Here is a 16716-nt window from a genome sequence, read left to right as displayed (position 1 = left end):
AGATCGGACATTGCCCGCCTCGTTGAGCCGTACGCCTTGGCTGCTTAGGGTCTCTTGCACTCGGTGCCGATCTGCTCAGTGAGAACTGTCAGGGACTGCTGGAATGCGGCGGCGAATTGCTGGCTGCCCTCCCTCTCGTGGCTATGGGCGATCGAGGGGAGCAGTCTGGTCCACGTGTCGAGCAGAATCACCGGGTCTTGGTGTGTTAGAAACGAAACCCGCAACCCATACTCCATTGCTTTGAGGTAGCCGCGGTGCATCTCAAGTGCGGCCTCGCAAGCGTGGAGGCGCTCAAGGATTTCTGTGATCTCGGAGGTCATGGCAGTCTGGACAGGCAAGGGGTGGGAAGGCGATAGTTTGCGAACATCTGGACGAGTCCGCCATGAGCATCCTCAACCTTCTGCTCACTCGTGATCACCTTGTCGTCGCCGTGGATACCTTGGCAGAGGATGCTCTCACAGGGGCACATTCCGCCGGGGCAAAGCTGCTGCTGATCCCTCAGCACAACCTGATGTTTGCTACGCGAGGTTCTACGCAGTTCTTCCTTCGCATTTATGAGCTGGCGCTGCAGGCTAGCTACCGCGCAGATTTCACAATGGAACAGTTATCTGCCGAGCTGGGGTTGGTGGTGGACCAGCTGTGGCCGAACTACGAGAAGGCGGCAGCCGAGGCAGGATTACCGATCGAGCAGCTCGGGACCGAGTTGGTGTTTGGTGGCTGGTCGTCGAAGAGCGACCGGATGATGGCCACGGCATATGCCAAGAGCGGCAGCCAGCACCCTTGCGTGGTCCAGCCGATCCGGGGGCAGCTGGCCTCACCAGGCGAACCGCTCCGGGCCGTGATTCCTAGCATGGCCCAGAAGGATCTGCTGGCCCACGCACGCCTGCAGGCCAGCTACCTCAATGAGCAACTTGGCCGGCGAGTGGCGGGAGGCCGGTTGCTGGCTGGGTTCTTGCAGAAGGGACAGGCCGTGCTCAAGGATCTTGGAGAGATCTAGGTCGTTGGCGGCAATCCGGCTAACGCCAGAATCCGCCCGCCCCTTATTTCTCTTCTCCGCGGGACCAGTAGGCTCAAGGCTAGTCGTGGATAAGAAAGATCTATCGGGGGAGGGGGCTATCGTCTTCTGACCGAAGCCGGGCATTGGTCAGTCGCCCGATACTGACTTGCGCCGGCTGCTGCCGCGCCCTCTCCTAACGCGACGATCCTCAGCAGCGACACGTTGGGGTTGGTCTTATCAGAAGGACAGGAAGCTGATCAGTGCTTCCCTAGAGGTGATGTGAGGCAGATGCCCAGTTGTGCAGGAACTCCTCTTGCTCCAATGTCTCAACGGCACCAAGGCGTACCATTCTCACGCGCCTGATCGCATCCTCGCTGCTCAGGGAAGTCTTGGTGCTGAGGAGAAGCATGCAGGCGACAGTGCCTGCTCTGCCAAGTCCGCCCTTGCAATGGACGACAACCCGTTTGCCGTTAAGTAGCGCGTTGCAGATGGACGTCTCCAACTCCTTCCATCGCTGGAGGAACCCGTAATCGGGCGCGGCGCCATCCACGATCGGCAGTCCGTACCACCGTAGACCATGGTCTGCTGCACGCTCTGGCAGAGCGGCGATCTGAAGATCCTCGAACTCCCAAGGCTCAATTAGACTGATGAGATGACTTGCGCCCCATGAACTTATAGCTTGAAGGTCCATATCCAAGTCTCGCGACCACGATCCGGTCATAGCTGTGACTTGATGCTTGCCAGGCGCGAACGTCACCCCGATGGCCCCACCGCAATGGCCAACCGGGAGAGTCGCAATCTGAAGGGGGTGGGAAAGACTGGTTCTAGTCACGCTGACTCCGGCGATTGAATGGCGCGCTCTGTCATGCAGAGAACCTAGACGTGGCTTCGTCTGCGGCTCTGGCGCGATGGCTTCGATTGATGCTTAGTCAGGCGAGCTAGAAAGCAGCGACACTCTCTCCCCGATGCGTCGCTGGGCGGCCTGCAACCCACTGTCATCAGCAAGGTACGGTGATGCGAATAGCGGGGCCTCAACCCAGAACTTGTGTTGACCCCGGTGGATGTAGGGGCGGTGGTCGTCAAGCAGCAGAGCTTGGCCAAGTAGTGGAGACACGAATCGAAGGTCCTTGGTAGGCCCAGTCCATTCGACGTAGCGGACCCCTGTGAACCAGCCAGGCACATGGCCTTCCTCAGCCAGAAGTAAGGCGATTCTTAGCGACATATGCCGAGATACCGTTGTGAAAAGCACAACCTCATCAAAGGTGGTTCTAGCATAATCTAGGAAATCCCGAAGTCCTGGTCGAGGAATTTGGCTGACCGCATTGGAGATCAGGGTTCCCTCGAGATCGAGGGCGAGGATACTGGGGCGCATGCGATAGGAGCCTATCTACGTTTGAGTGCGTCGTAAGAGACGCGATCTGAGTCCTGGCCCCTCTTGCTGCCGAGCCAGAATAGGAGGGGCGAGCCAGTAGTCGTCGCCAATAGGCAGTAGGCACTCCAACGCGACATCGACCATCAGCGGTCGCCGCCATGCAGGGTCCGGCAGAAAGCAGTAGTCAGACTTGCTTAGCGTTCCTGATGCTTGCTTGCGAGATAGCCAATCTGCTCGACCGCGTATCTCGCGGCTCAGCACGGTCAATGCTGCGGATTCGTCGCCGCCGGTGCTTAAGAACTCACTCGCAGCTCCCCGGACTGACGACCAAAGCACGTATCGCTTGCGTCCCAAACTCAGCTCACGCCATTCTCTTTCCTGTACACATAGGATCTCCTCGGCGTGTTGAGTACGGATCCGATGCTTGCGTAGCAATGACACGAGATAGGCAGCAGCTTCGCGGTCGGAAAGCTGACGCCAGAGCCACTGTCGGTCCTGTGCTCCAAGCGAGGGGCGCCATGCTCTAAGTGCATGGGTTAGTGAACTACTCAGGTCGTCAGGCAGCTGACTGCTCTCCCGATAGCTCCAGCTAATAGGGTCGTAAAGAGATCGCCTTGTAGAGCCATTTGACGAGCTCGTCTCAGCTAGGACCCCCGCTGTCTGAAGGAACAGCAGCAAGTGCTGCGCAACTGCTGTGTCAGCGGCCACAGGTGCGGAAATCGAAGTGGAGCGCTCGAGCGCACACCACGCGCACGCGTAGAACGGCCCAAGCGATACTAGCAGCGCATCGAGGTCTGGCCACGGAGGGATGAGGGTCTGTTGGTCACGACCATAGATCACTCGATCCCCGGCAGTTCAACCGGCTCTGATGCTAGCAAGCCACCGGAAAGTCGTCTACACAATTTTCATGTAGTGCCCGGCTCGGCCATAGATTTCGTTCCGCTCCTCCAGGCGGACCTGATGGCTACCAAGACGATCTACCAAAGTGCGTACCTTCGGTTGGTCGGCCTGCTCCGCGAGCGACGTGAGTCGTTGGGTATCAGTCAAACCCGGCTAGCCGCTCATCTGGGGTGGCCTCAGCAGCGAGTCTCTTCCGTTGAGTCTGGGGCCCGGCGCTTGGACGTATTGGAGTTCTGCCTCATCGCCGCTGCCTTGGGGTTCTCTCCGGCTGAGGTCTCTGATCAGGTCATGAAGATGCTACAGAGCGTGCGCGGCAGCCAGATTAAGGACCGGCACTAGCGAGCGACGGTGGTGATTGCGTCAAGCCAGATGATTCATGTGGGCTCTTTCTGCGGGGGCCACCTGTGAAGCGAAGAACCTTCTTGGTTGAGCTGCTGCCAACGTTCGGCCTTGTCTGATCAATGACTGTTCTGGTTCGAGTTGCCTCGCGACCAATACGGCATGCTCATTGCTATGCAACCGCAACCAGCCGACTCAAGGTAGCTGGCTGCCGGCATAGTGCGTGCACAGTTTAGAGGGGGCCCCATTCCGTTCGTCTCCAGTGCTCACGGACCGCGGCAAGGTCGATTAATTGGCCGCTGCACATCAGTGCCAGCGCGATAGCACCATTGAACGGACGTCCGGTATTCGGCCGACGTATCCAGCCATCGGCGTGTCGCTGATCGGAAAAGTGTTGTGCAGTGCAGCGTGAATGCCAATCAGGTAGCTCACGCGCTCAAGCGTCTCTGGCCGGGTAGCATCGGATGCGCTTGAATATGCGACAGCAAAGGCGATCTCAACCGGCTGCCAAGGAGCGCGCTTTGCTCTTGATCGGTCAAGGACCATGCCATCGCGATCTGGCGGAAGGTTTGGCGAGCGGCTTCCGCAAGTCTGACCACCTCTGCATTAGAGAGTTCGCCCATGGTAGCTGCCCTTAAGGTCGCTTCCCGCCATGCTACGCCGGTTTGAAGGATCCAGAGCCATCATGGATGGCGGGCGTGGTGGGCATGGCGGGCATGGCAGGTATGGCAGGTATGGCAGGTATCGAAACAGTGCCCAGCCGGACACCAATGAAGCTGCTGGTGCCGGGATGAGTCGTACAATGGCAAGGAACGATACGGAGATCGGGCTTGACTGGAGACCTGTACCTGAAGGCGATTCTTACGAGAGAGGCCGTCGATACGTCCTTGCTCTCCCCTGCGTTCTTAGCGAGGGCAACGCTGACCCCGGTGATCAATGCCTGGGGCGGTCGGTACGTGCAGTCAGTAACTCCAAGCGGATCCTTCGCGAAGGGGACAGCCAATAAGAGTGGCACTGATGTGGATCTCTTTATTTCCTTGCGTCCTTCGACTCCCGATAGTCTTAAGCAGATCTACCTGACGCTCTTCAACGCTCTGACAGATGCGGGCTACGTTGTGCGTAAGCAGGATGTGTCTCTGGGCATTCGGGTGGCTCAGATTGATGTGGATCTTGTGCCTGGGAAACAACAAACGGCGCTCACCACAGACTATAGTCTCTATCGCAGCCGGGCAGATACTTGGACGAAGACCAACGTTCAAACCCACATTGACGTAGTACGCGCGGCCGGCATGCAGCCTGAGACAAGGATCATCAAGCTCTGGCGGGATCAAAACAGGTTGGACTTCCCATCGGTCTACCTTGAGTTGGTTGTGATCCGGGCGTTGCAGCTCAATTTCTCCGTTAGCTTGGCCGAGCGCGTTCTGGTGGTGCTTCGCTTCTTGGCCAATAGTTTCGTAGCCGCTCGGGTTACAGACCCCGCTAACGCGAACAACGCGATCTCTGATGATCTTACGTTTGCAGACAAACTTGCGATTGAGCGCGCCGCTCAGGTTGCGCTTGCGCAAGAGACATGGGGCAGCATCGTCCAATGAATCAGCCATCACTTCCCAACCTTCTGGATCACTTGCACGAGCAGGTGGAGGCCGCGCTCAGAACTGCCCGCCTTGCGTTGCATCACCCCACCGACAAGGGAGATGCAAGTGAACAGGTCTGGATCGATCTGCTAAGCAGCTACTTGCCCAAGCGGTACGTGGTCAGCAAGGCCCACGTTGTGGATAGCGAGGGGAACTTCAGTCAGCAGATCGACGTGGTTATACACGATCGCCAATACTCCCCATTGGTGTTCACCTACTTGGGGGTGCACTACGTTCCTGCGGAGAGTGTGTATGCGGTCTTTGAGGCCAAGCAGGTAACGAGCGCGGAGACTATCGGCTATGCGCAATTCAAGGCAGAGAGTGTGAGGCGCCTGATCAGAACCACCATGCCGGTGCCTACAGTCGATGGTCCCAAACCAGCGAAGGAGCCGGCTCGCATTCTCGCCGGGTTGCTGTCATTGAGCTGCCCGTGGGTGCCACCGCTGGGACAGACCCTGGCCGACCATGTTCTTGGTCAAGCCGGGAATAGACAGCTGGATATGGGCTGTATTGCAGATGCGGGTACGTTCTTCATGAACGATGAAGGCGCGCTCGAACGGCAGGCTGGGCCGCGGGCAACCACAAGGTTCTTGCTTGAACTGATGGCTAGGCTGCAGGAGCTCGGAACGGTACCGATGCTCGACATTCGTAGCTACGCCAAACACATCCCGTAGATTGGCAAGGGAATGCCTGCCGCTGGGGCATGCGGTCACAATGGCGCAATCTGCGCACCAGGCTTTGGGGGTTTCTCTCCTTGGCGATGAATGCTCCTTCATCGTGCATGCCAGCGTAGCGGTTGCCTCGCACATGCTCTGGCCATAGCTGTCCAGGAGGGCCACAAAGTCCAAGTGAGGATCAACTTCGTCGGCGGGCCCGATGTCGGCGTACCAATCAAAACGAAGTCCTTGCTCCATGCCTTGGCGAAGGCGAGCGGGTAGCTTTTGAGCAGATTCCCAACGCTGGAAATGCCAGTGGCAAAGTTGCCCAGCGCGAAGTCGCGAATCGCTGTGTGTCCTGCCTAGGGGTAGACCCAGTAGCTAAGGCGGACTCCATGAGGAAGACCGGAGTCGGGGTTGAAGAGGTGCCTGCTGAGGCGCTCGTCGTTCCTTCCGCGGCCTACGGAGCAGATGTGCCCGAGGATTCCTCGAACTACCTGCTGTGGGCGTATCCCCATTGATTGATAGTAGGTAGCATTTTGGCGATCGGTAGGGTCTGCGTCGTACCACCGGTGGGGGAGAGGTCGAGTGGTTCCCTTCACCTCATGGGCTACTCGACGGCGCAACACCGGCCGCGGAACTGACTAATAATTTTGCCGGCGTGCTTCGGGGTGCTCGTACCTAGTGCGAAATCGATGATTGATGGGCAGCTGCTGTGACGACGCTGAGTGGTCCAAAGCGGCCGATAGCTGTGACGCGTGGGTCGGCATCTTGTGATGGGCTCCGACGTTACGAAGTACTGTATGGATAAGCCCAAGCTCGCGTCCAACGGTCATTCAAAGTGAGGAGCAGGGCGCGACCTCAATGTGTATTTCGATGGTGAGTTTAGCCACGGCACATGGCAACACCGTAGTAGCTTCCGGGCAGATCCCCGAGCGCAGCGAAGAGTGTTCCGAACAGGGCCATTGTGAAGCCGGTCTGATTGATGTGTTGGCGAAGTGTTGTCCCGTCGCTCAGCTCATGGCAGACCTTTGACTGATCAGCCGCAATGTATCCCTGCACAAGAACTGACAATCCGATGTAAATCGCTCCGATTCTCTGCGGCCAGCACAGATCACCGAACAGTCTCGCTACTAGTACGCAAACTAGCGGCATTCCGAAGGCAAGCAGAAATGCGAGGGGAATGATGTACTTTCGGACGGGCTTGGTTCCTGGAATGCTCACGGCAATAGCTAAGATTACTCAGTGACCCCTTTGGGGGCTGTGGCAATCATAAAGTATCCGTCGCGACTGCTCGGTGCTCTTTGCCGTCTGCCGTGAAGAACTGGTCGGCTCGATTGGTCATCCCTGACGACCTAAATGCCTATATGGTGAGATTCCTCACAAAAGCTGCCACCAGTTGGAACCGCGCGGGATACTGCACGCTGCGCGCCGCGCGGGCGATGCGGATGTGGCCGGACTCCAGCGGCTCGCGCAGGGTTTCCAACGCGCTTCGGTTCCACTCTGGAAGCTCATCGAGGAAAAGGACACCGTGATGGGCCAGCGAGATCTCACCGGGGCAGGGTGGGTTGCCGCCACCCACCAGCGCCGCCGCACTCGCACTATGATGCGGCGCTCGAAAGGGCCGCTGCCGCCATCGTCTTGGGTCCAACCCTTCGCCACTCACCGATGCAATCGCGGCCAGCTGCAGCGCCTCAGTCTCTTCGGTATCCGGCAACAGACTGGGCAGGCGCGAGGCCAGTAGTGTCTTGCCGCAGCCAGGGCTACCGATCAGCAATAGATGGTGCCCACCCGCAGCGGCGACCTCCAATGCACGCCGCGCATGCGCCTGCCCGCGCACGTCGGCCAAATCGGGCAGTGGCAGGGGCGTCGTGTCCACGCGCTCCACGGGTGGCAGCAGGCGCGGATTGCCAAGCCCCGCGCAGCATTCCAGCAGGGTACGGGCCACCCGCACATCGGCGTGCTCGGCCAGAGCAGCTTCTGCGGCATTGCCCGGCGGCACCACCAGGATGCGTCCGGCTTCGGCCGCCGCAATCGCCGCCGGCAGCGCGCCGGCCACCGGCCGCAGTTCACCGGTCAGGCCAAGCTCGCCCAGGAATTCGTACTGCAGCAGCGACTGCGGATCGACCTGGCCGCTGGCCGCCAGAATGCCCAGCGCGATGGCTAGGTCGTAGCGGCCGCCCTCCTTGGGCAGGTCGGCAGGCGCCAAGTTCAGAGTGATGCGGCGCTGCGGAAAGTCGAAGCGTGCGCAGAGCAGGGCGGCACGGACGCGCTCGCGAGATTCGCGCACGCTGGTTTCGGCCAAGCCCACGATCTGAGTGACAGGAAGGCCGCCAGAGAGATGCACTTCCACCCGCACCAGCGGGGCATCGACCCCGGCGCGGGCGCGACTGTGGACCAGCGCCAGGCTCATGTGTGGTTTCCTGCAGAGGGGCGCTTGATGGTGCGGCGGCGGTGCGCCGATCACCATCGGAGTACTCCGGCGGTGTATATAGGATTTGTCCGGCCAGCCACTACGTGTGGTTCAGTCGTCGGGACGACGTCAGATATGTCGTTCGGCAGACCTCATCAACTCAACAATGTTGTCGAGGAGGGAGATCGGAAGGTTGCGCGATGCCGTCAACATGTGGGCTTCCATCTGCAGGCGCATACCTTCAGGCTTCCCACCATCGGCGATGGTGTTCCCCGTAATCAGCCAAGATACGCTCACGCACGTGACCCTGCTCAACGCATGCAGATGGTCGATAGACGGCACGAAGCCTAGTTCGCGTTCCCAGTGGCCCACCGTCGCCCGGTTTACGTTCAGGGCTTTGGCGAGATCGGTTTGAGATAGCCCGTTGCTGATACGCGCAACGCGGATCCGGGCGGACAGTGAATCAGTGCGGAACTCCATGAATACTCCCCTTCCTATGCTCCCTTGCACAGGGCGTGCGGGGAAGTGTGTGAGCGCCAATACAGATCGTCAATTCTGTAGCAGTTCTACATATGTCGGTTCTCGCACGAATATCTTCTTGAATGCGCTGAGGACGCTGCTTCTGACACGTGGCGATACGGGATGAACGCCGCGTCCTCCCTATCTTTGGCCAAGACGTTAGCGACAGTGACGTCCTTTCGGGGCCAGCACGCAAGCGCAAATTCAAGCACTCGATTGGTGATGGTTGCCCTCTGCACGTAGTGAAAGCTGGGGCACAACCGCCCGCGCGCGGCGGAAGCTGTGCGCGGCACAGCAGCGAGGTTGCAGCTGGATGCCGGCGGGCCGTTGAATCAAGTTGAGCCACAACGCTGATCACGTTCGCAGCTCAGAAGATCAAATGCCCACCATTACATGGAGTAAAGAAAAATGACCCAACGCACTGCTGTAAAGACTCTCTCGTCCCTCACGCTGATCATTGCGGGTGTCGCGGCAGCAGGTTCGGCTTCTGCTGCTGCATCGAACGGAGATTTCGCCAATGACATTGCGGCGTCGACGTCCATCCAGGCGGATATGCAGTCTCTGAGCATCAGTGAGTTCAGAGACGAAAAATCCGCGCTTCTCGCAGATGGGCACCATCACTCCGATTCATTCGGATCCCATCACCATCATGACACGGCGAGCAAGCAGATGGCATTTGCTTCGCGCATTGCCGCGGATTCCCGATTCGACGTCTGAAGAGAGAGGGGCGGGGATCTCTCCGCCCCTTGCACGTGAATCACTGTCATGCAGAGCCTATGGAGGCCGGAGGTGGCTTCTTGTCTTCGGCCTCAAAGTGGATTTGAAGGGTGGATAAGAGCTGCCAGAAGCAAGTGGCGAGGACGGCGATCACCACATGGAGTAGGAGAATGAGTTCGATGGCCCAGGCCCAACCGCCAGATGTAAAAAACCCGATCTGCCTGATGGAAATCGCAGATGCAACAGAAAGCATGGAGTCGGTCGTCGAGGGCATCCTCTGGTCAAGACTCCGCAGGATGAGAGCGCGACTTCAGGAAGTGCTTGCCGACCAGCAGTACGGGGCCATGGCTCGTGTCATGCACCAGATGTACCAGTCAATCGGTGCCGATCACCAAGCCCGCGTACTGCTCAGTTCCGAGTTCTGTGAGCAGTATCTGTGCCTGGAGTCCGCACGGAAGGGTAGGCTGGAGGCGGGAGCCGACGAGCAGGAGAGGGCGGAGGAACAGGCCCGCGCGCTTGGCGCGCTGCACGACATCATCGCTCGGGAGAAGTCGATCGCCGAACTGGCACAGGGACGGACAGGCAGGTACCTGAGGGAGGCGCGGCAGTGGCAGCTCTACAGTCCAGTTGGAGACTGCGTTGCGGAAAAGGATGCCACGGGCGTGTGGACCCTTCGGCAGTTGCCGAAGCTGGGTGACTGTATCGCGTTGGATCTTGAGAGCCCACCGGCGCGGCATCATGAGCCACGCTCTGGAGTGCTGAGCCAACCGTGCCTGCCGCTGACCGATGCGGAGCGCGAGCATGTCTCGCGAAAGCTGTCAGACGCACTGGCGGCGATCGATAGTGCAGAACCCATGTACGGCCTTCTCATCCGCAACTTCGTCCGGCGGATCACCGTACGCAAGTCGGCAGACGTCACCTCCGATGAAGCCGGGCGCTACGGCTCGGAGCATGTGCCGAGGCAGCCGGGTTCCATTCGACTGCTGAACACGCATAACCCTGAACTTCTGGTTGAGGCATGCATGGAGAGCATCATGCATGAAAGCACCCACAACTATCTGGCCGCATGGGAGCTGGCGAACGGATTCTTCGTTGCCAATGACTACCAGCATCGTGTCGTATCTCCCTGGTCCGGGAATCCCATTCCCAACTCCTCCTACATCCACGCTGTCTTCGTCTACTACGTGTGCCACCGCTTGCTGAAACGTCATCTTGAAGTCTCGCCGGACCTGGGTGAAACCGCCAAGCGCCACGTCCAACGCAGGCTGGCCGTCTGCGCTGCCGGCTTCCTGATCGAGCAGGATCTCAGTGGTCGGTTGATGACCAAGGACGCCATCAATAGTGAGGTTGGGCAGATGATCGATCGAATGCAGGCCGAAATGAAGCGGCAGTATCGCTATGGGGAGTGGCAGCAATGAGCAGAACGGTCGTCATCCATGCGGATCACCTTGATCCTGTCGCCCTGCGGGCCATGGCTACAGGTGTCCCTGCCATGCACATTGATGAACTGATCCCGGTAATGGAGGGCCAACCCTGGCCCGAAGTACTCCGCTTGAGCCCAGGTGCGCATCTCGAGCGTCTGTTCCGCGGAGCCAATGTGGTGAATCGGGTCTTCTCACTGGCAGGAACGCAGATCGAACAGTTTCTGGCCGAGCGCGGAGTGGACGCCCGCTGGTTCCATATCCGCCTGCAGCCGCTTCTGGCGCTGGGGGTGAGCCTCTGTCACGACACGGGCACGCGCGGTGTGTCCCGGTGCCTGGCTCCATTGAACGTGCAGTGGTTTGAACTCGAACGCGCTCTTCCAGGCGCGAACACGCCTGACTTCGCCTACAGTTTTGGCTACGAAGAACCAGACCTGTCCCGCATCGAAGACCCCATGCAGAAGTCGGTATGGTCACTTTTTGACTGGCGGCAGGAACGGCAGCTTGATGATGAAGAGCGCCGCAGACACCAGTTCCACGTTTCCAGGCCGAAGGGCGTCCCCGTGGTTGCGTGGTTCCTTGGGCGGGACTGCAACGGAATCCACTTTCCCCGTGAAAGCATTGAGGTCGATGGTGGTGTGTGCGAGCAACTAACGCGAGCGGCCGCACACGCCTTCCGATCCGAAGCGGGAGAGATGCTCCTGTACGTGACGGATGAGGCGGTAACCTTCCATGCATTCTCGCCTTACCTTCGTTCCGTCGCGGCCGATGCGGCTGTGCAGGATGCGTTGGATGCGTGGTTGCTTGCCGGCAACGCCGGAGGTGTGAATGCTGCTTGAAAAGCTGAGCTCGCTGCGCGAGTCCATGGGCTGGGTCTACGGAAGCGAGGATCTGTGCGTACTGCTGTACAGCTTGGTCAAGCGGATGCGCCCACGCATCGTGGTTGAACTGGGTACCGGGTTTGGCGTCACTGCGGCCTGGATGGCCGGTGCGCTGCGGGAGAACGGTGGCGGTGTCATTCACACCTACGACAATGGCTCGCACTTCTCCAGCGAGCCAGGCATCAGGTTTGTGGAGGGCCTGCAGGGGCCGTTTGCCGATCTGCTGCGGGAAAAGGCGCAGGACTATCCTGCTTTCCTGAAGCACGTATTCCAGTGGGCCGGGGTCGAGAATCACGTTGTCTCCAACTGGCAGGAAATCGGCTTTGCCGATATTGCCCGGGCCCCCGCCTTTGACGGCGGAATTGACATGGTCTTCTCCGACTTCAATCACTCCCAGGACAGCATCCAGGCCTTGCTAGCGGCGTTTCTGCCGCGCATGGCGGAAAGCGCCTCGATCTTCATCGACAGTGCCTCTACCCAGCGGCTTGGTTACCTGACCCTGGAAGCCGTTGTGGACGCCCTGAATCAGAACAAGATACCCAGGGCGTTCATCAAGGATCGCAGCGAGAAGGGCATCGAAGCGATCCTTCGGATCGTCCAGCGCTCGCGCTTCCGCCTGATGCATCTGCTGGAAGCCCGCGACAGGGCGCAGAACAGCACAGCGTGGATCTCGATTGAACCGGTGGACGTGATTCCGACTGCGGCCACATTCCTGCATTAGAGAGACGTATATGTTAGGCCATTACTTTGCGCTGGCCCGCACAAGGCTTCTGAAAACCAAGGGAATGAGCGCCGCGCTGATCCTGGCGCTGGGGTTGGGCATTGGCGCGAGCATGACGATGTTGACCGTCGTGCGGACAATGACGTGGGATCCACTGCCGGGGCGAAGCGAGCATCTCTATCACCCCTTCATCGACGCACTCCCCACCTCCTACGACGTCAGGCCTGGCATGGACCCGCGGGTGGCCCTTACCTGGGTAGATGCCCAGAACCTGCTGCGGCAGGCCCCGGCCTCCCATCAGGCCGCGCTGGCATCTGCTCGTCTATTGGTGGATGCGCAGCGCAGCGTGCAGATTCCATTCTTCACGCAAGGGCAGTATGTCACTGCGGATGCGTTTGCCATGTTCGGCATCCCAGTGGTGCAGGGCAGGGCCTGGACGCGTGAAGATGATGCTGCCCGCGCCCGGGTTGTCGTGCTGGGTCAGGATCTGGCTGCTCATTTGGGCGGTGAAGGCCTGGTGGGTACGACTGTTCGGCTGGGTGGCCAGGCATTCACGGTGGTGGGTGTTGCCGGTCCGTGGAGCCCGCGCCCACGGTTCTATACGGACCTTCAGCAGGACGTGTTCAAGGGGCGCGAAGACTTCTTCATACCGTTAGGTGTCGCGGCAGAGATGCAGATGACGGTGTCCAACAGCGTCTTTTCATGGAGTGGTGACAAATCCCCCAATCGCCTGCAGGACGCTCGCACGTCGTGGATCCAGTTCTGGGCGGAGTTGCCTGACGCGGCCAGTGTCGAGCAGTACGAGCGCTTCCTGGGCAACTACGCACGTGCACAGCACCAGGCGGGAAGGTTTGACAGGACAACTGCACCGCGGATGGTGTCCCTGAAGGACTTCCTGGTCGAGCATCGCATCATCCCCAACGAGGTGAAGCTGCAGTTGGCGCTGTGCCTGGGGTTCCTGATCGTTTGCCTGCTGAACATGAGTGCCTTGATCTTCGCCCGCTTCATCCGCCGGTCCCATGAAATATCGGTCCGTCGGGCGCTGGGTGCGCGTCGGCAGGACGTCATCTATCAGCTCTGCACTGAAGCACTGATCATCGGCGGCTTGGGCGGGGCGGTAGGGTTGATCGTTGCAGAGGCCGGCCTCTACCTTGTGCGGACGCAGCCGGAAGACTACGCCTCGCTGGCCAACATGGATCTCAGCATGGCCGCTCTCACCATGGGCCTGGCGTGTGTCTCCAGCGTGATCGCTGCGTTCTTCCCTGCGCTGCGCGCTACCTCGGGCCGTCTGGCCATGCAGATCAAGGCGTCAGAATGAGCATTGCAGAAGTTCCCCTTGTCGTCCGCGCGCTCACCCGCAACCGCGTCATCGCGTCCATTCTTCTGGTGCAGGTGCTGGTTGCCACCGCGTGCGTGACGAACCTTGCGTTTCTGCTGTCCGAGCGGCTGGGAACCCTCACCTACAAGACGGGCCTGGAAGAGGCGAACCTGGGCGTCATCGAGACCGAGTACCTGGGGCCTGCAGCAGCCAACCCTGCAGCCTCGATCAGGACCGACCTGGAGGCCATCCGGCAACAGCCAGGCGTCGAACAGGTAGTCGCAGCAGAGTCGCTTCCCCTTTCCCAGCGCAGCTGGTCGGTGGGATTCACCAACAAGGTGCTTGAAGGCAATGACATCTCCGGTATCGTCGAGGCAGAGCCGACTGTCTACACGGCATCTTCGCCAGCAGTCCAGGTGTTGGGCCTGACCCTTGTTGCCGGCCGTGACCTGTCTGCGGGAGCGTTCGTGCCGATGGAGGCCAGCGCCGACTATGCCGGGCTCTACAAGGCAAGCGAGGCCGTTGTCTCGCAGGCACTGGCAGACAAGCTGTTTCCGGAAGGCGGCGCAGTCGGCAAGTTCCTGTATGCCGATGCGCAGCATCCCATCCAGGTGGTCGGCATCGTCAAGTCGCTTTCCCGGCCTGTTCTGAAGACCGATGCAGACAATGACATGTCACTCATCCTGCCGCTGATTCCGGACGGGCCTCGCGTGATGTTCGCCATCCGTGCCGCGGATGGGCGGCTGGCGGATGTGATTGCGTCCAGTGAGGCGGCCTTGTCGCAGCGCGACGCAAACCGCACCATCGCCCGCAGCACCTCGTTCCGGGAACTGCGCGCCGACTACTTCCGCCACGATCAGACCATGGCGATAATGTTCCTGAGCTCCGGGTTGGCGCTGTTGGTGGTAACGGCTACGGGCGTGTACGGACTGGCCAGCTTCTGGGTTCGCAAGCGGTATCGTCAGATCGGTATCCGGCGCGCATTGGGTGCCCGGAAATCCGACATCCTTCGGTACTTCCTGGTGGAGAACCTGATTCTCACCGCCACCGGGTCTGTTGTCGGCACCGTACTGGCCATCGGCCTGAACATGGCCGTGGCCCGGTACTACGAGGTGGCCAGGATCGAGACGCCATTTCTCGCCATTGGCGTACTGACCGTGCTTCTGTTGGGCCAGGCCGCAGCATTTGTTCCGGCCCGACGAGCAGCCAAAGAAGCCCCGGTGGCGATCCTGCGCAGCGCCTGACCCGGACGGGTCTGTCATCCGGCCAGTGCTCGCGCCAAAGCACCGTTCCTTACGGCTACGCGATGGCGACTCGGAGGAGTTGCGATAGACAAGGCGTATAACAGGGCAGTGGAAGAAAGGAGTAACCGGCAATGCGATGCATTCGGATACTAACCCTCCTCTCGCTCATCCTGGGTCTGCTGGGGTGCAGGGACGAGGTGGAGAGTTCAACGTATCCCATGGGTCAGAGTGGAAAGACCTGCACTGCCGACAAGGGCTTTGATCGCCACCCACCTGAAGTGGTTGTTTCCGAGCTTTCCAGACGGGCGTTGGATAGTCGCAGGTTGACTCATAAAACAGTCTGCGGCTCGGTCACCAGTTGGGAGATCCTTCCCGCGGGGGCTTCGATCAATCAGATACCTCCGTCAGATGTTTATGTAAGCGTCCGGCTGAGGGAGGACGGCTCCGTTTCCGTCAGTACGGACCGCCCATGATGTCGGCGCTGCCCCTGATGCTCGAGCATCAGGCCAGGATCACACGAGGGTAGGATTGCTACGTGTGGTGCCGGGTTCGTCGAGTACCCGGAGAGGTCAGCCTCTGGCCGGAAGCGAATCTGATCGATGACGGCGTCGCAATTCGTTTAATGCGACGGAGCCCAATTTGATGATCTGCGGAGGGTAGACAGAGAACGCTCGATGGCGCGACGGGCACTCTGCGGGCTGACGTTGTGAGTCGCTGGCGAAGCGGCTAGAGGGATTACGACCAAGGGCGGCCCGCGGTCCTCAACAAACAACGCTGCTCATCAGGCACGTACTCATTGAAGCGTCGAAACAGCGCTTCGATCCACGAGGTTCCTGCACTCTCCACCAGCAACCCGTCCTGGCTCTGGTGGTAGTCCCACCATCGCTCGAAACTGAGACGCAGGCGTTCGATATCCGGCGCCCGCGTAAGTGCATCTGCGGACATCCGGATCAGCACGCGCGAGGGCGCATTCTCCACGTCCATCACCAGCACGCCCTTGCACCGGATCTCGAAGGACGTCGCTCCGGCATGGCGCGCGTGCAGTTCAAAGCCCTCGTATGCCTTCGCGGTAACGAAGCCGAGCGCATCACTGCGCAGCTGGCGGTAATCGGCCGGCCGCAGCTTCTGGTAGGCCCACACCTGATCGCCCGCTGGCTCGGGCCACTCCAACCACATCGCGCCGATCACCGCGATGCACACCGCTGCAGCGGCAAGGCCGTGCATCTTCATTCGTCACCCCGCACACAGGCAGAAAACTCCGCGCAATAAGCGCGCTCAGTCCTTGGGTCGCATTCGCTCGTGGATGTAGGCGGTCAGCGCCAGATCGGCCATCACCAGCCCCTCCATCACCCGGTCGCCCACGTACTGCTCGGGCTCACCGTTCTGGCGCGTGCGCTCGGCCGCCAGCAGGATCTCCTGCACGATGCGTTGGCCGGTGAGCGCGCAGTCGGCATCGGACAACGCCATTTGCCGGCTGCGCAGGTGATGGCGCTCGGGCCAGGGCTGGCCGTCGGCCGCAGCGCCCGCACCGATGGCGTGCAGGATGGCGATGAGGCTGTTGGGGGCCGGGGCTGGAGCGATCGA

Annotated in this window: 15 protein-coding genes and 1 pseudogene; 10 read left to right on the top strand and 6 right to left on the bottom strand. The window is 60.1% G+C overall.

The genetic code is table 11. The features are described 5' to 3' along the window. Positions 1 to 44: 44 nt before the first annotated feature. Complete coding sequence (locus QRO95_RS06370) at positions 45 to 320, bottom strand: hypothetical protein (protein ID WP_046984184.1); 276 nt, start codon at positions 318 to 320, stop codon at positions 45 to 47. Positions 321 to 382: 62 nt separating this feature from the next. On the opposite strand from QRO95_RS06370, the gene QRO95_RS06365 reads away from it, so the two are divergent. Then, positions 383 to 997, top strand: coding sequence for a hypothetical protein (locus QRO95_RS06365; protein ID WP_046984185.1), 615 nt, complete (start codon positions 383 to 385; stop codon positions 995 to 997). Between the two features lie 268 nt (positions 998 to 1265). Here the strand turns inward: QRO95_RS06365 and QRO95_RS06360 are convergent, their stop codons facing one another. Then, positions 1266 to 1829: a cyclin-dependent kinase inhibitor 3 family protein gene (locus QRO95_RS06360; RefSeq protein WP_049441974.1), complete on the bottom strand. Its 564-nt coding sequence runs from the start codon at positions 1827 to 1829 to the stop codon at positions 1266 to 1268. A 1500-nt stretch (positions 1830 to 3329) separates the two neighbouring features. Here QRO95_RS06360 and QRO95_RS06350 point away from each other — a divergent pair. From QRO95_RS06350 to QRO95_RS06340, 3 genes are all read left to right on the top strand, one after another. Further along, the gene (locus QRO95_RS06350; RefSeq protein ID WP_046984211.1) at positions 3330 to 3608 is read left to right on the top strand and encodes a helix-turn-helix transcriptional regulator; all 279 of its coding nucleotides are present in this window, start codon (positions 3330 to 3332) and stop codon (positions 3606 to 3608) included. 830 nt (positions 3609 to 4438) lie between these two features. Next, positions 4439 to 5200 (top strand): nucleotidyltransferase domain-containing protein, encoded by a 762-nt coding sequence (locus QRO95_RS06345; protein WP_046984187.1) that lies wholly within the window; start codon positions 4439 to 4441, stop codon positions 5198 to 5200. Then, entirely contained in the window at positions 5197 to 5916 is a 720-nt protein-coding gene (locus tag QRO95_RS06340; protein WP_046984188.1) for a DUF6602 domain-containing protein, read from the top strand. Before QRO95_RS06345 ends, QRO95_RS06340 begins: the two co-directional genes overlap by 4 nt. 1369 nt (positions 5917 to 7285) lie before the next feature. Here the strand turns inward: QRO95_RS06340 and QRO95_RS06335 are convergent. Together QRO95_RS06335 and QRO95_RS06330 are read right to left on the bottom strand one after the other, a co-directional pair. Further along, positions 7286 to 8311: pseudogene (locus QRO95_RS06335) on the bottom strand (YifB family Mg chelatase-like AAA ATPase); the annotation flags it as partial. Positions 8312 to 8440: 129 nt separating this feature from the next. Then, positions 8441 to 8791: a helix-turn-helix domain-containing protein gene (locus tag QRO95_RS06330; protein ID WP_049400816.1), complete on the bottom strand. Its 351-nt coding sequence runs from the start codon at positions 8789 to 8791 to the stop codon at positions 8441 to 8443. Between the two features lie 447 nt (positions 8792 to 9238). Here QRO95_RS06330 and QRO95_RS06325 point away from each other — a divergent pair, with 447 nt between their 5' ends. From QRO95_RS06325 to QRO95_RS06300, 6 genes are all read left to right on the top strand, one after another. Continuing rightward, positions 9239 to 9547, top strand: a complete 309-nt coding sequence (locus tag QRO95_RS06325) for a hypothetical protein (RefSeq protein WP_032127113.1) — start codon at positions 9239 to 9241, stop codon at positions 9545 to 9547. Between the two features lie 170 nt (positions 9548 to 9717). Then, positions 9718 to 10965, top strand: coding sequence for a hypothetical protein (locus QRO95_RS06320; protein ID WP_152905172.1), 1248 nt, complete (start codon positions 9718 to 9720; stop codon positions 10963 to 10965). Beyond that, positions 10962 to 11807: a hypothetical protein gene (locus tag QRO95_RS06315; protein WP_285301989.1), complete on the top strand. Its 846-nt coding sequence runs from the start codon at positions 10962 to 10964 to the stop codon at positions 11805 to 11807. Before QRO95_RS06320 ends, QRO95_RS06315 begins: the two co-directional genes overlap by 4 nt. Continuing rightward, entirely contained in the window at positions 11797 to 12570 is a 774-nt protein-coding gene (locus tag QRO95_RS06310; protein WP_049400811.1) for a class I SAM-dependent methyltransferase, read from the top strand. The genes QRO95_RS06315 and QRO95_RS06310 overlap by 11 nt, the downstream gene beginning before the upstream one ends. 10 nt (positions 12571 to 12580) lie before the next feature. Continuing rightward, positions 12581 to 13888, top strand: coding sequence for an ABC transporter permease (locus QRO95_RS06305; protein WP_285301988.1), 1308 nt, complete (start codon positions 12581 to 12583; stop codon positions 13886 to 13888). Next, positions 13885 to 15132 carry an ABC transporter permease gene (locus QRO95_RS06300; protein ID WP_229301139.1) on the top strand — a complete coding sequence of 416 codons (1248 nt, stop codon included), beginning with the start codon at positions 13885 to 13887 and terminating at the stop codon, positions 15130 to 15132. Before QRO95_RS06305 ends, QRO95_RS06300 begins: the two co-directional genes overlap by 4 nt. A gap of 735 nt (positions 15133 to 15867) precedes the next feature. Here QRO95_RS06300 and QRO95_RS06295 read toward each other — a convergent pair. Together QRO95_RS06295 and QRO95_RS06290 are read right to left on the bottom strand one after the other, a co-directional pair. Next, positions 15868 to 16362: a cold-shock protein gene (locus QRO95_RS06295; RefSeq protein ID WP_285301986.1), complete on the bottom strand. Its 495-nt coding sequence runs from the start codon at positions 16360 to 16362 to the stop codon at positions 15868 to 15870. 45 nt (positions 16363 to 16407) lie between these two features. Beyond that, a partial coding sequence (locus tag QRO95_RS06290; RefSeq protein ID WP_404830335.1) for a hypothetical protein occupies positions 16408 to 16716 on the bottom strand: 309 nt, incomplete at its 5' end.

Origin of the sequence: Stenotrophomonas maltophilia group sp. Smal13 (genome assembly GCF_030236855.1) — a bacterium.
GTDB classification, from domain to species: Bacteria; Pseudomonadota; Gammaproteobacteria; order Xanthomonadales; family Xanthomonadaceae; genus Stenotrophomonas; species Stenotrophomonas maltophilia_A.
This window is presented reverse-complemented; position numbering and strand designations above follow the sequence as displayed.

Bases quoted from the DNA above. Each gene is read 5' to 3' on its own strand.
- QRO95_RS06315 (WP_285301989.1), top strand. From the start codon at position 10,962: ATGAGCAGAACGGTCGTCATCCATGCGGATCACCTTGATCCTGTCGCC.
- QRO95_RS06300 (WP_229301139.1), top strand. From the start codon at position 13,885: ATGAGCATTGCAGAAGTTCCCCTTGTCGTCCGCGCGCTCACCCGCAAC.
- QRO95_RS06350 (WP_046984211.1), top strand. From the start codon at position 3,330: ATGGCTACCAAGACGATCTACCAAAGTGCGTACCTTCGGTTGGTCGGC.
- QRO95_RS06305 (WP_285301988.1), top strand. From the start codon at position 12,581: ATGTTAGGCCATTACTTTGCGCTGGCCCGCACAAGGCTTCTGAAAACC.
- QRO95_RS06295 (WP_285301986.1), bottom strand. From the start codon at position 16,362: ATGAAGATGCACGGCCTTGCCGCTGCAGCGGTGTGCATCGCGGTGATC.
- QRO95_RS06310 (WP_049400811.1), top strand. From the start codon at position 11,797: ATGCTGCTTGAAAAGCTGAGCTCGCTGCGCGAGTCCATGGGCTGGGTC.
- QRO95_RS06365 (WP_046984185.1), top strand. From the start codon at position 383: ATGAGCATCCTCAACCTTCTGCTCACTCGTGATCACCTTGTCGTCGCC.
- QRO95_RS06340 (WP_046984188.1), top strand. From the start codon at position 5,197: ATGAATCAGCCATCACTTCCCAACCTTCTGGATCACTTGCACGAGCAG.
- QRO95_RS06370 (WP_046984184.1), bottom strand. From the start codon at position 320: ATGACCTCCGAGATCACAGAAATCCTTGAGCGCCTCCACGCTTGCGAG.
- QRO95_RS06330 (WP_049400816.1), bottom strand. From the start codon at position 8,791: ATGGAGTTCCGCACTGATTCACTGTCCGCCCGGATCCGCGTTGCGCGT.
- QRO95_RS06325 (WP_032127113.1), top strand. From the start codon at position 9,239: ATGACCCAACGCACTGCTGTAAAGACTCTCTCGTCCCTCACGCTGATC.
- QRO95_RS06320 (WP_152905172.1), top strand. From the start codon at position 9,718: ATGAGTTCGATGGCCCAGGCCCAACCGCCAGATGTAAAAAACCCGATC.